The sequence below is a fragment of the Streptomyces sp. PKU-EA00015 genome, assembly GCF_013387495.1.
Lineage (GTDB): Bacteria > Actinomycetota > Actinomycetes > Streptomycetales > Streptomycetaceae > Streptomyces.
Genome location: NZ_JABZEE010000104.1, coordinates 1 through 14671, shown reverse-complemented (window position 1 = coordinate 14671; position 14671 = coordinate 1). Strand labels below are relative to the sequence as shown.

9 protein-coding genes are annotated in these 14671 nt (G+C 69.8%); all 9 read right to left on the bottom strand.

The annotated features are described in order from the left end of the window. A partial coding sequence (locus HW130_RS36525) for a tetratricopeptide repeat protein (RefSeq protein ID WP_309140669.1) occupies positions 1-3166 on the bottom strand: 3166 nt, incomplete at its 3' end. A 155-nt stretch (positions 3167-3321) separates the two neighbouring features. Further along, positions 3322-3765 carry a hypothetical protein gene (locus HW130_RS36885; protein WP_309140668.1) on the bottom strand — a complete coding sequence of 148 codons (444 nt, stop codon included), beginning with the start codon at positions 3763-3765 and terminating at the stop codon, positions 3322-3324. A 612-nt stretch (positions 3766-4377) separates the two neighbouring features. After that, a complete protein-coding gene (locus HW130_RS34855; protein ID WP_218184323.1) occupies positions 4378-6852 on the bottom strand; it encodes a tetratricopeptide repeat protein in 2475 nt (824 codons plus the stop codon). A gap of 149 nt (positions 6853-7001) precedes the next feature. Then, positions 7002-7484 carry a hypothetical protein gene (locus HW130_RS34850; protein ID WP_256356526.1) on the bottom strand — a complete coding sequence of 161 codons (483 nt, stop codon included), beginning with the start codon at positions 7482-7484 and terminating at the stop codon, positions 7002-7004. Between the two features lie 129 nt (positions 7485-7613). Continuing rightward, entirely contained in the window at positions 7614-8951 is a 1338-nt protein-coding gene (locus HW130_RS35460; RefSeq protein WP_218184322.1) for a Tn3 family transposase, read from the bottom strand. Continuing rightward, the gene (locus HW130_RS35455; RefSeq protein ID WP_218184321.1) at positions 8852-10570 is read right to left on the bottom strand and encodes a DUF4158 domain-containing protein; all 1719 of its coding nucleotides are present in this window, start codon (positions 10568-10570) and stop codon (positions 8852-8854) included. Before HW130_RS35455 ends, HW130_RS35460 begins: the two co-directional genes overlap by 100 nt. A 275-nt stretch (positions 10571-10845) precedes the next feature. Further along, a complete protein-coding gene (fxsT, locus tag HW130_RS34835; protein ID WP_218184320.1) occupies positions 10846-13602 on the bottom strand; it encodes an FxSxx-COOH system tetratricopeptide repeat protein in 2757 nt (918 codons plus the stop codon). Between the two features lie 161 nt (positions 13603-13763). After that, entirely contained in the window at positions 13764-14198 is a 435-nt protein-coding gene (locus tag HW130_RS34830; protein ID WP_309140667.1) for a hypothetical protein, read from the bottom strand. A gap of 159 nt (positions 14199-14357) precedes the next feature. After that, a partial coding sequence (locus HW130_RS34825) for a Tn3 family transposase (RefSeq protein ID WP_177153773.1) occupies positions 14358-14671 on the bottom strand: 314 nt, incomplete at its 5' end.

Here is a 14671-nt window from a genome sequence, read left to right as displayed (position 1 = left end):
TGATCGCCCGCACCAGGTCCCCCGCCGACCGGAAGGCGCTGGCGAGGTTGTTGCGGGAGGTCAGGGTGGAGGGGTGGTCCTCACCCAGCACCCGCACCGTGTCGACGACAGTCTGCTCGTACAGCGTGATCGCCCGCACCAGGTCGCCCGCCCACTCGTAAGCGCCGGCGAGGTTGTTGCGGGAGATCAGGGCGTCGGGGTGGTCCTCACCCAGCACCCGCACCATGTCGACGACAGTCTGCTCGTACAGCGTGATCGCCTCACTCAACCGCCCCGCCGACCGGTAGGCACAGGCGAGGTTGTTGCGGGAGGTCAGGGTGTCGGGGTGGTCCTCACCCAGCACCCGCACACGATCGGCGAGAGTCCGCTCGTACAGCGGGATCGCCTCACTCAACCGCCCCGCCGACTCGTAGGCGTAGGCGAGGTTGTTGCGGGAGGTCAGGGTGGAGAGGTGGTCCTCACCCAGCACCCGCACCGTGTCGGCGAGAGTCTGCTCGTACAGCGGGGTCGACTCGCTCAACCGCCCCGCCGACTCGTAGGCGCTGGCGAGGTTGTTGCGGGAGCCCAGGGTGTCGCGATGGTTCTCACCCAGCACCCGCACACGATCCGCGAGAGTCCGCTCGTACAGCGGGATCGCCCGCACCAGGTCCCCCGCCGCCTCGTAAGCGCCGGCGAGGTTGTTGCGGGAGGTCAGGGTGGAGGGGTGGTCCTCACCCAGCACCCGCACCGTGTCGACGACAGTCTGCTCGTACAGCGTGATCGCCCGCACCAGGTCGCCCGCCCACTCGTAAGCGCCGGCGAGGTTGTTGCGGGAGATCAGGGCGTCGGGGTGGTCCTCACCCAGCACCCGCACCATGTCGACGACAGTCTGCTCGTACAGCGTGATCGCCTCACTCAACCGCCCCGCCGACCGGTAGGCACAGGCGAGGTTGTTGCGGGAGGTCAGGGTGTCGGGGTGGTCCTCACCCAGCACCCGCACACGATCGGCGAGAGTCCGCTCGTACAGCGGGATCGCCTCACTCAACCGCCCCGCCGACTCGTAGGCGTAGGCGAGGTTGTTGCGGGAGGTCAGGGTGGAGGGGTGGTCCTCACCCAGCACCCGCACCGTGTCGGCGAGAGTCTGCTCGTACAGCGGGGTCGACTCGCTCAACCGCCCCGCCGACTCGTAGGCGCTGGCGAGGTTGTTGCGGGAGCCCAGGGTGTCGCGATGGTCCTCACCCAGCACCCGCACACGATCCGCGAGAGTCCGCTCGTACAGCGGGATCGCCCGCACCAGGTCCCCCGCCGCCTCGTAAGCGCCGGCGAGGTTGTTGCGGGAGGTCAGGGTCGAGGGGTGGTCCTCACCCAGCACCCGCACACGATCGGCGAGAGTCCGCTCGTACAGCGGGATCGCCTCACTCAACCGCCCCGCCGACTCGTAGGCGTAGGCGAGGTTGTTGCGGGAGGTCAGGGTGGAGGGGTGGTCCTCACCCAGCACCCGCACCGTGTCGGCGAGAGTCTGCTCGTACAGCGGGGTCGACTCGCTCAACCGCCCCGCCGACTCGTAGGCGCTGGCGAGGTTGTTGCGGGAGCCCAGGGTGTCGCGATGGTCCTCACCCAGCACCCGCACACGATCCGCGAGAGTCCGCTCGTACAGCGGGATCGCCCGCACCAGGTCCCCCGCCGCCTCGTAAGCGCCGGCGAGGTTGTTGCGGGAGGTCAGGGTCGAGGGGTGGTCCTCACCCAGCACCCGCACACGATCGGCGAGAGTCCGCTCGTACAGCGGGATCGCCTCACTCAACCGCCCCGCCGACCGGTAGGCGTAGGCGAGGTTGTTGCGGGAGGTCAGGGTGGAGAGGTGGTCCTCACCCAGCACCCGCACACGATCGGCGAGGGCACGTTCGAGATAGCCGATCGCACGGGTGAGTTGGCCCTGGTTGTTCAGGAAACGGCCCGTGCGGTCAAGGATGTCCGCCGTGGTGTGGGTGTCCTTGTCGGCGGGTGCGTGGTCGGCCAGTGCGTCGATGTGGGGGAGCAGGGTGCGCCAGAGGGGCCAGTCGGCGGGGTGGTTCCAGGTGTCGGGCAGTGCGGTGTGCAGGTGGGTGGTGGCGTGGTCGCGGGCCTGGTCGATGTCGTGGGGAGTGCGGTGGGGGTCGTTCGGGTCGGGGGTGCGGGCGAGGGCCTGGACGAGCCGGTGCAGGGACACAGTGCCGGTCGCGGGATCGGGGGTGATCACGCTGTAGGCGGTGAGGAGGCCGAGCGCGGCGTTCATGGCGGGCGGATCGGCGAAGTCGTCCAGGAGTTTGGCGGGGATGTGGTCGTGGGCGTACCAGGCCAGGGTCCGCAACAGGTCAGCGGCCAGGGGCTGGTCGGCGGTGATCCGGTCCAAGGTGGTGTGCCAGATCCTCGCGATGGTGCGTTCGGGTGTGGTGCCGACCGCTCCTTGTCCGTACATGGCCGCCGGGTATCGGGCGAGGAGGTCCAGGTAGGCGCGGGGGGTGGTGAGCGGGTTCTGGGCCAGGTAGGCGCCGGCCTGTTCGACGGCCAGGGGCAGGTAGCCCAGTTCGGCACACAGCTCGGCCGCGCCGTTCAGGTCCCGTCCTGGGGCGGTGCTGGTGGCAAGGCGGGTGAGCAGGTCCAGCGCCTCGGTCTCGTCCAGGACGTCCAGGCGCACCACGGTGGTGAGATGGTGCCAGGTGGTGGCGAGCCTGCTGGTGATCAGGAACCGTCCGCGGGGGGCGCGGGCGAGCAGGGGGGTGATGTCGGCGGGGGCGTTGACGTTGTCCAGGATCAGCAGCCAGCCGGTGTGGGTGGCCAGCCATTGCATGGCGTACTCGGCCAGCGCCTCCAGCGTCAGCGCCTCGGTGAGGGCCGGTTGCAGCGCGGTGGCCAGAGCTGCCAGGCCCTCCTGCACGCCGGTGGGACTGTCGGCGTTGATCCATCGGATCGGGGAACAGCCGTGGGAGCGGGTGGCGGCCCAGTGCGCGGCCAGGGTGCTCTTGCCGACCCCGCCCAGTCCGTGCACCGCCTGCACGAGCACCCCGCCTGGGCTCGCCAGTGCGGCGTCGAGCCGCTGCAGTTCGCTGGTCCGGCCGACGAACAGCTCCGGGCGCAGCGGCAGGTCGTCCAGCCCGGGGGGCGCTGTTATCTGTGCGGGAGACCGGAACGCCTTGTCCGGAAGTGTCACGGCCCTGGCGTTGTCTCCGGTCAGCAGCGTCCCGTAGCTGTCCCTGCCAACAGCGATGGAACGCTCTCCTGACGCCTCGGTCTGCGGGGCGGTCCCGGCGGGTGCGGGCAGCGGCTCCTTCTGTTTTCGGCAGATCCATGACAGGAGGGACCGTTTCACGGGCCGGTGCCGCCGGTCTGGTCGCCGGTGGACAGGGTTCCGGAGTTGTTCCCGCCGATGGCGATGGAACGCTCCCCGGACGCCGACGCCGTGTTCGCCGACGGGGGCGTCGAGAGGGGCAGGGCTGGCGGCTGGCCGGGAGGCTGAGGGGGCAGCGTCCTTGAGCTGCTGTCGCCGGTGGAGATGCTGCCCGAGTTGTCGCCGGCGACGGCGACCGAGCGCGGGGCCGAGGCATGGGCCGAGGTGCCGGGCGGCGTCTGCCCTGGGAGCTGCGGGGTGCGGGTGGCGAAGCCGTGGCCCCATGCGGCAGCCAGTGCTGCCAGCGCCGCGCCCAAGGCGGAGGCGAGCCCCCAACGGATCGCGGCGTCCTCCATCATCGTCGGCAGCACCAGAGCCCCGCAGAGCGAGGTGACCGCGGCGAAGGAAGCGACCGTCACCACTCCCGCTACCGTCCACCTGGCCAACCGGTTCATACCCATCCCCCGCCGCGTCGGCTATGTGAATACGAGGCCAGGATTCCAGGAACTCCTCGTCCTGGACCGCTTTTGCGACCTGCGCTCTCGCCGCAAGTTGATCACCGAATGTGGTATTCCCCTGACCGACTGTCAGTGCTGGCTGCCACCATGGTCGGTTGCATGGGGGGCTACTACTTCGAGGGGGACGGCTTTGCCCTGGGTCAATCCGTACGTGAAGCGGGACGGCACCGAGGTGTCGGGGCACCAGCGCTCTGCTCCAGGATCCAAACGGCAGACCACGATCGCGGGCATCGTGGTCTTACTCGTCTGGGCGTTAGGCGGCGGACACGTCACCATCGACACGGGGGACGGTAAGGCTCCGAAGCCGCACCAGGATGCGGTGGTCGGCCCTGGACTCCTATCTCTGACCCCAGCCGCAAAGTAGCGGTCAGGGCTTCGCGACCGTGGTCTTCTTGGGCTGGCGGGGCACAGAATTTGTCTTGTCGGGATGCCTGTACACCGTCGACCGGGGCCCGCCGAATGTCGGCGATCTGCTGGACCGTTTGTCGCCTCCAGGCTCAGCGCCAACTGTCGTTCCTATCGCCGCCCAAACCACGTCTTGATGAACAGCCACCATCGCGGCTTCTGCGCGCTCCTCCATTCATGCAACGTGTCCACCGCCATCATGGTGTCGGCATGCTCGTCGCCCAGCAGCCGCTCATAGTCGGCGGCGACCCGCTCCTGGAAGGTGATCGCCTCCGTGCGGCGCCCCTCCAGAGAGTAGGAGAAGGCCAGGTTGGCACGGGCGGTGAGGGTGTCGGGGTGCTCGTCGCCCAACAATCGCTCATAGTCGGCGGCGACCCGCTCCTGGAAGGTGATCTCCTCCGTGCGGCGCCCCTCCAGAGAGTAGGAGTGGGCCAGGCTGGCACGGGCGGTGAGGGTGTCGGGGTGCTCGTCGCCCAACAACCGCTCGCGACCGGCGAGGACCTGCTCCAGCAGGGGGATCTCCTCCGTGCGGCGCCCCTCCAGAGAGTAGGAGTGGGCCAGGCTGTGCCGGGCGGTGAGGGTGAGGGGGTGCTCGTCGCCCAGCAGCCGCTCAGAGTCCGCGGCGACCCGCTCCAGCAGGGGGATCGCCTCCGTGGCGCGCCCCGCCACCGCGTAGGAGAGGGCCAGGTGGATCCGGGCGGCGAGGGTGCGGGAGTGCTCGTCGCCCAACAGCCGCTCAGAGTCGGCGAGGACCTGCTCCAGCAGGGGGATCTCCTCCGTGGCGCGCCCCGCCAGAGAGTAGGAGTGGGCCAGGCTGTGCCAGGCGCCGAGGGTGAGGGGGTGCTCGTCGCCCAGCAGCCGCTCAGAGTCCGCGGCGACCCGCTCCAGCAGGGGGATCGCCTCCGTGGCGCGCCCCGCCACCGCGTAGGAGAGGGCCAGGTGGATCCGGGCGGCGAGGGTGCGGGAGTGCTCGTCGCCCAACAGCCGCTCAGAGTCGGCGAGGACCTGCTCCAGCAGGGGGATCTCCTCCGTGGCGCGCCCCGCCAGAGAGTAGGAGTGGGCCAGGCTGTGCCAGGCGCCGAGGGTGAGGGGGTGCTCGTCACCCAGCAGCCGCTCAGAGTCGGCGGCGACCCGCTCCAGCAGGGGGATCGCCTCCGTGGCGCGCCCCGCCACCGAGTAGCACAAAGCCAGGTTGGCACCGGCGGTGAGGGTGTCGGGGTGCTCGGAGCCCAGCAGCCGCTCAGAGTCGGTGGCAAGGCGATGCCAGTGGGTGAGTGCGGCGGCGTAAAGGCCGGTGTTCACCAGGCTGAGCCCGGCCCGGTACAGGACCCGGTGGCCGTCGGGCTGCCATAGCAGGTCGCCGGCGTGGGCAGCGAGGGTATCGGTGTTGGCCCGCAAAACGGCGCACAGGTCAGGGTTGGTGTGGTCGGCCTCGGGCCAGAGCGACGCCAGACCGTCCGCGACCGCTTGCACGACCGCAGGGATCTCGGGGGCGGGGGTGCCTTCGCGGGCGGCGCGGGCAGTTAGAGCGTGCAGGCGTACAGCGCGGGGGCCGCCCCGGGCCTCGCAGGTGATCAGTCCGTAGCGGTGCAGCAGCTGTACCGCGGACCGGGCCTGTTCCGCGGTGACCTCAGGGGGCTCGGCAGCCGCCGGTGCGGTGGCCGGTGGTGTCGTGGGCAGGGCGCGGTGGGCGGTCAGATAGCTGGTGACCGCGGCATCGGCCCACAGGCTCTGGGGGTGTCCGGCCGGGTCCAGGTAGGCGGCCAGGCGCATCGCTGGGCTGGCCAGGCCCACCGGCTCGCATTGCTGGGCGGCGTCCAGGGTCAGCAGCAGGGCGGCGGTTACCTGCCGCCCGTAGCCCTCGGCGTCAGCTCCGGGGGGCAGCAGGGTGTCCAGGTCGGACTGGCGGTCGGTGAACAGCGCGAGGTAGCGAGCGCAGGGCACGTCCTCGTTGATCATGTAGGCGGCGGCGTGCGCCAGCGCGAGTGGTAGCCACCCCAGTTCCCGCACCACGTCCTCGGCCTGTTGGTCTAGCAGGTGCGCCATCTGCACGCCGGTGAACCGGTCGCGCAGGTAGGTCAGGGCCTCGGCCGGGGTATAGGTGTCGACCTCGATGACTGCCCGGCCGCCGCCGGACAGTAGGGCATCACGGCGCCGGGTGGTGACCAGCACCCGGCCGCCCTCGACGGGAGAGGGCGGTGGCCACCACGGGCCGATCCTCTCCAGATCGGTGAGGTCATCGAGGACGATCAGCCACGAACGGGGAGTGACCGCCAGCCAATCCAGGAAGGCCTGTGCGTCGGTCTCGGCGTCCTGCCCCACCGCGCCGGGCGCCTGGACGCGGCGCGCGGCCGCGGCGTAGCCGGTGACGACTTGCTCGGTCTCCGCGGCGTTCACCCACACCACCACCTCCGTACCCGCGGCCAGGGCCTGGTGGGCGTAGGCGGCGGCCATCTGGGACTTGCCCGCTCCGCCGCCGCCGGCGATGCCCTGGGTGAGTACCGCCGTGGTATGTGCAGCCCGGGCCTGGTCGATCCGTTGGCGAAGGCTTGGGCGGGGCTGGAAGGCGGAGGCCAGCTGCGGCACGCACCCCACCCGCACCGGCCAGGTCACCGGCGAGCGCGGCGCGGCGTACTGTTCGAGTCGGTCGATGCGGTTGACGGCGATCGAACCTTGTTGCGCAAGGATCGACGTGGCCGCAGTGATGGCTGCAGCGGGACTGGTGCCGGGCGTCGTCAGCCTTCGTCCGAGCCCGGCCGGGGAGGGTTTCCGATGGTCACGTCGCCCATCTTCACTGAGGCCGCTGCGTGGTCCTGGGCTTGGATGTGCGCGCCGCCAGCGATGGCGATGCCCTCGTCTGCGGCCGAGACACCACTGCGAGCCTGCTGCGCTTGGGCCACCAGCTCCCGCAGTTGGGCGGCCGTTTGTGCACGGCCGGCCTCGTCCAAGTCCTCCAGCAAATCCTGGAAACGGGTCCGCCAGGCGGCCGCCGCATCGTCCCGGACCCGCTCGGCCGTGCCAGGGTTGGTGCCCTCCAACTCGGCTGCCGTACGGTCCAGCCTCTCCAGGGCCGCTTCCTGGGCGGCATCCGGAGCAGGGCCGCGGCCAAAGAGACGGGCCACCCGCTCGCGGAAGCCCTGCCAGGCGTCGGTGCCAGCCGCCTGTGCCACTGCCACCCCGGCCGACGAGGCCAGGACAAGTAACGCCTGATCCAACATGCTTCCCCCGTGCCCAAGTATGGGCGAAAGTACCTATCCCGACCCAGGTAGCGTACTGCGGCCGCTGCCCGCGTGTGACCGGTTCGTTGCAGCCAGCTCAGCGGCTCGGCTACAGACCCAGCCTGCTAGTCACCATGCCTGCCTCGACGTCCGCTGAGACGCGGGGGCGGGCGCAGCCGTAGCGATGTCGAGCCGCTTGTCCATCTCCAGCCGGAAGGTCCCGTAAGGGCTGATGTTCGACCAGAACAGCGCGGTCAGCCCGCGCCGGTCCTCGTCGCTCAGCTTCTTCGCCAAGGCCGGTTCGGCGAGCACCTGCTGCAACAGCAGCGTGTTGACGTGTACCAGGGCGGACTGGAGCAGATGCAGGGCGAGCATCGAGGTCTCGACGTGTTCCTTGTCCGGGCCTGTCAGGGCGCCGTCCTTGCCGTAGTGCAGGACGGTGTTCGCGCTGTTCCAGTTCTCCACAACCTGGAGCCCGCCGTGGATCTCCCGGCGCAGGCCGGGACTGGCGAGGTAGTCGCAGGCGAAGACGGTGCGTACGGCCCGGCCGAGTTCTTCGAGGGCGGCGTAGGTGGGGTGCTTGGGTCCTCCGCGGGTGAAGCGCCGCAGCACCTGCTCGGCCTCGGCGGTGCCCAGGCGCAGGGCGGTGGCGTACTTGACCATCTGGTCGTATTGCTGCTCGATCAGGTCCCAGCGGATTGGGCGGGTAATGGACCCGCCGAGCGGCCAGCCGGGCGGGTCGTCGTCGGGGCGGTACAGGCGGATGCTGCCGATGTTCTTCAGCCGCGGCAGCAAGCGGAAGTGCAGCAACTCTGTGAAGGCGAACCCGACAACGCTCGCGTCGTGCGTGTCCACGTAGTTCGACTCGATCTCCGCGTCCGTGCAGTGCCGCAGCAGCCCCTCGATCATCGCCGCGACCTCAGACGACGAACAGGACTTCAGCTGGCTGTAGATGCAGACATTCTTGCGCTCCACGTGCCAGTAGATCATCACGCCGTTGCCGCCGTAGCGGGCGTGGTACTCGGTCATGAAGTTCGAGGACCAGAAACCGAACTTCTTGCTGTCGCTCGCGCAGGCGGTGCCCTGGCCCCACCATGCGCTGTCCCGGGCGGCGAAGGTGGCGTTCACCAGCTTCGTCACGGCGGCGCGCAGGTTGTCGACGGTGATGAAGTGCCGGCGCACGTGCCGCAGCGCGGCTTCAGTCTCGCCGTGTTCGCCGGTCGCCACGATCGCCCGGATTCCCATGTTGGTGCCCAGCGCGAACAACGCGAGGAGGAGGCGACGTTGGAGGGTCGCGCGGTCGATGCGCTCGTATGCGGCCACGGAGGAGAACTCGCCGGTGAAGCCGGTGAGGAAGTCGGCGTTCTTCAGCACGTCCAGCAGGTCGAGCACGCCCCAGCGGCGTACGACCTCGTCCTTGAGGGCCTGCAGGCCGGTGGGCTCGTCCAGCGGCTCCAGCTTCGGCACGGTGATCCACGGCTCGCCCTTGCGGGTGTGACCTTCACCCCGCCCGCCGAGCCGTCCGCGAGCGCCGCCGACAGCCGGTCCAGGCCGAGGGTCAGCCGCTGCTTCAGGTCGGCGATGAACTCCTCCGGGTCTTGGGGCTGGCGGATCGCGGCGTAGTGCACGGTGCGGGTGGCCTCGAAGTCGCCGGGCAGGTCGTCCTCCGGGTTGCGCCAGCGCAGGCCGCCCTCGATGTAGATCTCGCGGCGGCGGATCGCGTCCCGCAGTGCGACCAGGACACACAGCTCGTACGGGATGCGCTCGACCTTGCCCTTGTCGTCCACGACGGCCTCGCGCCAGTCCTTGCGTACGACGCCGTCCATCGGCACCGCGTCGCCGACGTCGTAGAAGCGCATCTTGCCGTCGACGTCGGCGTACTTCTCCAGCAGCGCGAGCGCGTCCATCACCGGCCGGTAGGCGGTGTTGTTGCACTTGAAGCCCAGCGTCTGCAGCAGCGGCGGCAGCATCTGCCGGTAGTACGAGCTGTACGAGGAGCGCAGGGTGGTACGGACCTTGGCCTTGAACGCCTTCTCGTTCGCCTTCGCCTCCGCGACCAGGTCGCGCAGCGTCTTCTCCCCGACCACCGGGTACAGCACCGTGCGTACGGTGCCCTCGGGCTTGCCGATCGCCGCGTCGGCGAGCCGGAAGAGGATGCCCTCCTTGCCGCGAACCCTCTTCAGCTCCGCCGTCAACTGCTTCTCCACCCGCCGCTCGGCACGGGCGTTGATCTTGTGGACCAGGGCGACCAGCAGGTCCACCAGCGCGTCGGTGATCTCCGCCTGCCGGGAGGAGCACAACGTGGCCAGCAGCGCGGCCCGTACGTCCTCGATCGTGTCGCGAAGGTCAGAGGGGTACATCTTGATCGCCCGCGCCCGCCACGCGGCCACCAGCTTCTCCGAGCAGTCCGCGAACAGCCCGTCGGGCAGGCCGAGTCTCCGCACGTCCGTCAGCTTGGTGATCTCCGTCAGCAGCGAGTCCAGACCGACCGCGCCGGGGTCGCGCTTGAGCGAAGCCAGCAGCGCGGCACCGTCCTCGTTGCCCTCGGCGACGAGCGCCAGCAGCCGGGCCACGCCGACCTCGCCCAGACGCTCGACGGTCCGCGTACAAAACGCCTTCTCCGCCCGGGTCTGGGCCGCGGTGACGATGCGGTCGATCCGTCCGGGCGGCTCGACCCGGTCCACGCGGCACTGCACCAGCAGGGCCTCCGTCAACCGGTCCTCCACCAGCTCTAACGGGCACTCGGCGGCCAGCCACGAGATCAGCCTTTCCTCGTCCGCCCGCGTGGACGGCCGGAACCCGAGGGCCTCGCGGATCTGCTTGCGGTGGTACTCGGCGGTCCGCCCGGTAAACGCATACTCCGCGAAATCCGTGGCCGGCACCTTCACCAAGTCCGCGACGTACTCGACCGCTGCCTGCGGGATCTCCTCGACGAACTCCGGGAACCGGCCCTCTTGCTCGAAGAACTTCAACGTCAGGACGAAACCGAGCCGAGTCGGACCGCTCTTGTTGGCCACCAGGGGCCAGTCACCGTCCACCAGCGTCCAGCCCGCCACCACGTCTTCCGGTGACCACTCCTGCCGCATGTCCCGCCTCTTCTCGCTCCCGGCCTCACTCGTTCGGCCCAACGAGGCGGTCGACGGGAGGGAAACGGGAGACGTGAACGTCCGGAAGCTACTCCGCGGTTAGTTTGCGGCTCGGGTCAGAGATAGGAGTCCAGGGCCGCAAACGATCGTTTGCCGACACTTGGAGGGTGCGCCCTCGGGAAGTGCTCTTGATCGGTTCGCGGCTTGCCGTTCCCAGGCGCACCATCCGGTGTTCCGATATTCCTACTGTGTCGAACCATGTCTTTGAACCGCCATCACGCTTTTGGCTCCTGCGTGCGCTTCCATGGGCGCAGCCTGTTCCACCGCGCCCGGACAGCGGCGCCGACCATGCGCCTCAGGACGGTGATGGTGGCCCCGATGCGCCACACCTTGCGATAGCAGATGGCCAGGGCTGCACGGGCTTCGAACGTGTCGGGGTGGTGGGGCCCGAGTATCCGTTCGGTGTCGGCGACGAGCCTCTCCAGCAGCGCGATGGCTTCCTCGGTGCGGTCCACCTTCGAGTAAGCGGCGGCCAGGTTGATCCAGGCCCTGATGGTGTGGTGATGGTGCGCGCCCGACAGCCGCCCGGTGTCGACTGCAAACCGCTCCAGCAGGGGAATCGCTTCCGCCACGCGTCCGGCTTCCAGATAGCACCAACCCAGCTCTCCGCGTGCGTCGGCGGAGTTGGGATGGTCCTCGCCCAAAAGCTGCTCGGAGTCGGCGACGACCCTTTGCAATGACGCGATCGCTTCCTCGTTGCGCCCCATCTTGGAGTAGGTGGCGCCCAGGCTATACAAAGCCGTGAGGGTGTTTGGGTGGTGGGGTCCTAGCCGCCGCTCGAAGTCGGCGGCAGCCCGTTCCATCAGGGCGACCGCTTCCTCGGTGCGCCCCACCTCCCAGTAGACGGCGGCCAGGTTGTTCCGGCCCGCGATGGTCTCGGGATTGTCCTCGCCTAATAGCTGCTCGGAGTCGGCCGCGGTCCTTTCCATCAGGGCGACCGCTTCCTCGGTGCGCCCCACCTCCCAGTAGACGGCGGCCAGGTTGTTCCGGCCCGCGATGGTCTCGGGATTGTCCTCGCCTAATAGCTGCTCGGAGTCGGCCGCGGTCCTTTCCATCAGGGCGACCGCTTCCTCGGTGCGTCCCACCTTCCTGTAGGAGCCAGCCAGGCCGTTGCGGGCGGCCAGGGTGTTGGGATGGTCCTCACCGAGCAGCCGCGCGCGGTCGGCAGCAACCCGCTCCATCAGGGCGACCGCTTCCTCGTTGCGCCCCACCTCCTGGTAAGCAATGGCCAGGGTGTAGCGGATGGACACGGTGGCTGGGTCGGCGTCCCCCAGCAGCCGCTCGCGATCGGCAGCGACCCGCTCCCCATGAGCAATCGCATCCCAAGCGCGCCCCACGTCCAGATAGAGGATGGCCAGGTCGGCATGGGCATCGACGGTGCCTGGGTCATCCTCCCCCCAGAGCCGCGCGGCGTCGGCGGCGACCCGTTCTCCAAGGACAACCGCGTCCCCGATGCGCCCCGCCGTCCAGTAGCAGCTGGCCAGGGTGCGGCGGGCGGCCACGGTATAGGCGTGTTCCTCGCCCAACAGCCGCTCGGCGTCGGCGGCAACCCGCTCCCCCAAGGTGACCGCTTCTTCCCCCCGCCATGCTAGCCGGTAAGCCTGGGCCAGGAAGCCGCGGGTAACCACGGTGCTGGGATGCTCGTCGCCCAGCAGCCGCTCGGCGTCAACGGCAAGTCGCTGCCAGTGGATGACCGCGGCGGAGTACGCGCCTGCGTCCAACAGACTTTGCCCGGCTCTGTACAAGACCGGGTGGAGGTCGGGCTGCCGCAGCAGGTCACCGGCCAGGGCAGCCAGGGTGTCGGTGTTGGCCCGAAGTACGGCGGCAAGGTCGCGATCGGTGTGGTCCTCTTCGGGCCAGATTGTGGCCAGGGCGCCCGCGGCCGCCGTCGCGGCCGCGGCGAGCGCGGGCGCGGGGGTACTTTCGCGGGCAGCGCGAGCGGTCAGTGCGTGGATGCGCACCGCGCGTGCGCCGTCCCGGGAGTCGCAGGTGATCAGGCTGTAATGGTGCAGCAGCCGTAGTGCTGCCCCGGCCTGCTGCGCGAAGACCTCGGCGTGTTCGGGGGTAGCCGGGGGTGCGGAGTGTGGGGTGCGGTGGGCTGCCAGGTAGTCGGTGACAGCGGCTTCGGCCCACAGGATCAAGGGGTGTCCGGCCGGGTCGAGGTGGGCGGCCAGGCAAAGGGCCGGTGAGGCCAGGCCCACCGGGTCACGGCGCTGGGCAGCGTCCAGGGACAGCAGCAGGGCAGCAGCGACCGGCCGGCCATAGCCCTCGGTGTCAGCCCCCGGTGGCAGCAGCGACTCCAGGCGGGACTGCTGGTCGGTGAACAGTTGGAGGTAGTGCCCGCAGGGCACGTCCTCGTTGATCATGTAGGCGGCTGCGTGTGACAGAGCAAGCGGCAAGTGGCCCAGCTCGCGCAGCAGATCCGGGGCCGGTGAATCCAGCAGATGGTTCATGTGCGCGACGGTGAACCGGTTGCGCAGGTAGGCGATGGCTTCGGCCGGGGCGTAGGTCTCGACTTCGATGACCGCCCGGCCGCCCCCCGACAGCAACGCGTCCCGGCGCCGGGTAGTGGCCAGTATCCGGCCGCCTCCGGCGGGCGAGGGCGGTGGCCACCACGGTTCAATGCTCTCCATGTCGGTGACGTCATCGAGCACGACCAGCCACGGGCGGGAGGTGACGGCCAGCCAGTCCCGAAATGCCTTCGCATCGGTCTCGGCGTCCTGCCCCAGCGCGTCGGGCGCCTGGACGCTGAGCGCGGCGGCAGCGTAGCCGGTGACGACCTGTCCCATCTCGGCGGCGTTCACCCACACCACCACCTCGGTGCCGTCGGCCAGGGCCTGGTGGGCGCAGGCGGCGGCCAGCTGAGACTTGCCCACCCCGCCGCCGCCGGAGAGCACCACCGAAGTGTGTCTGGCCCATGCCTGGTCGATGCGGTCGCGCAGGCCGGTACGGGCCTGGAAGGCGGAGGCCAAGTGCGGCATCATCCCCACCCGCACCGGCCAGACCACCGGGGGCCGCGGCGCGGCGTGATGCTCGACCCGGTCGATGTGATAGGCCGCGATCGCGTTGGGCTGCTGCGCAAGGATCGATGTTCGCGCGGTGATGTGCAGAGGGGGGTTGGCGCCGGACGCGGTCAGTTCTTGTCCGGGCCCGGCGAGGGAGGGTTTCCGATGGTCACGTCGCCCATCTTCACGGCGGCCGCTGCATGGTTCTGGGCCTGGATGTGCACGTCGCGGCCGATGGCGATGCCCTCGTCCGCGGCCGAGACACCGCTTTTGGCCTGCTGGGCCAGCGCCACCAACTCACGCAGCTGGGCGGCGGCCTGTTCACGGCCGTCCTCGTCCAGGTCCTCCATCAGGTCCTGGAAACGGGTCTGCCAGGCGGCCACTGCGACGTCCCGTACCCGCTCGGCCGCGCCAGGGTCGGCGCTCTCCAGCTCGGTTGCCGTGCGGTCCAGCCTGTCCAGGACTGCTTCCTGGGCCGCCCCCGGCGCAGGGCCACGGCCGAAGACGCGGGCCACCCGCTCCCGGAAGCTCTGCCAGGCGTCCGTGCCAGCCGCCTGTGCCACCGCTACCCCGGCCGCCGAAGCCAGGGCAATCAACGCCTGATCCAACATGCCGCCCCCGTGCCCCAAGTAAGGGTGAAAACGCCCGTTCCGGCATGGGCAGCATACTGCGGGCGCGGCCGCATGGACCGGTCCTTCGCGCTGTCGCAACGCCCGGCTGCGCTACAACCCGAGCTTGCCAAGCGCCGCGTCCGCGTCCGCGTCTACTGAGACACGGGGAGCAGGCAGGCGGACCGCAGCGAGGTCGAGCCGCTTGTCCATGTCCAGGCGGAACGTGCCGTAGGGGTTGATGTTCGACCAGAACAGCGCGGTCAGGCCGCGCCGGTCCTCGTCCGAGAGCTTCTTCGCCCAGGCCGGTTCGGCGAGGACCTGCTGAAGCAGCAGCGTGTTGACGTGCACGAGGCTGGACTGGAGCAGGTGCAGCGCGAGCATCGAGCTCTCGGCGTGCTCCTTGTCCGGGCCGGTCAGGGCGCCGT

Bases quoted from the DNA above. Each gene is read 5' to 3' on its own strand.
- HW130_RS35455 (WP_218184321.1), bottom strand. From the start codon at position 10,570: ATGCGGCAGGAGTGGTCACCGGAAGACGTGGTGGCGGGCTGGACGCTG.
- HW130_RS34850 (WP_256356526.1), bottom strand. From the start codon at position 7,484: ATGTTGGATCAGGCGTTACTTGTCCTGGCCTCGTCGGCCGGGGTGGCA.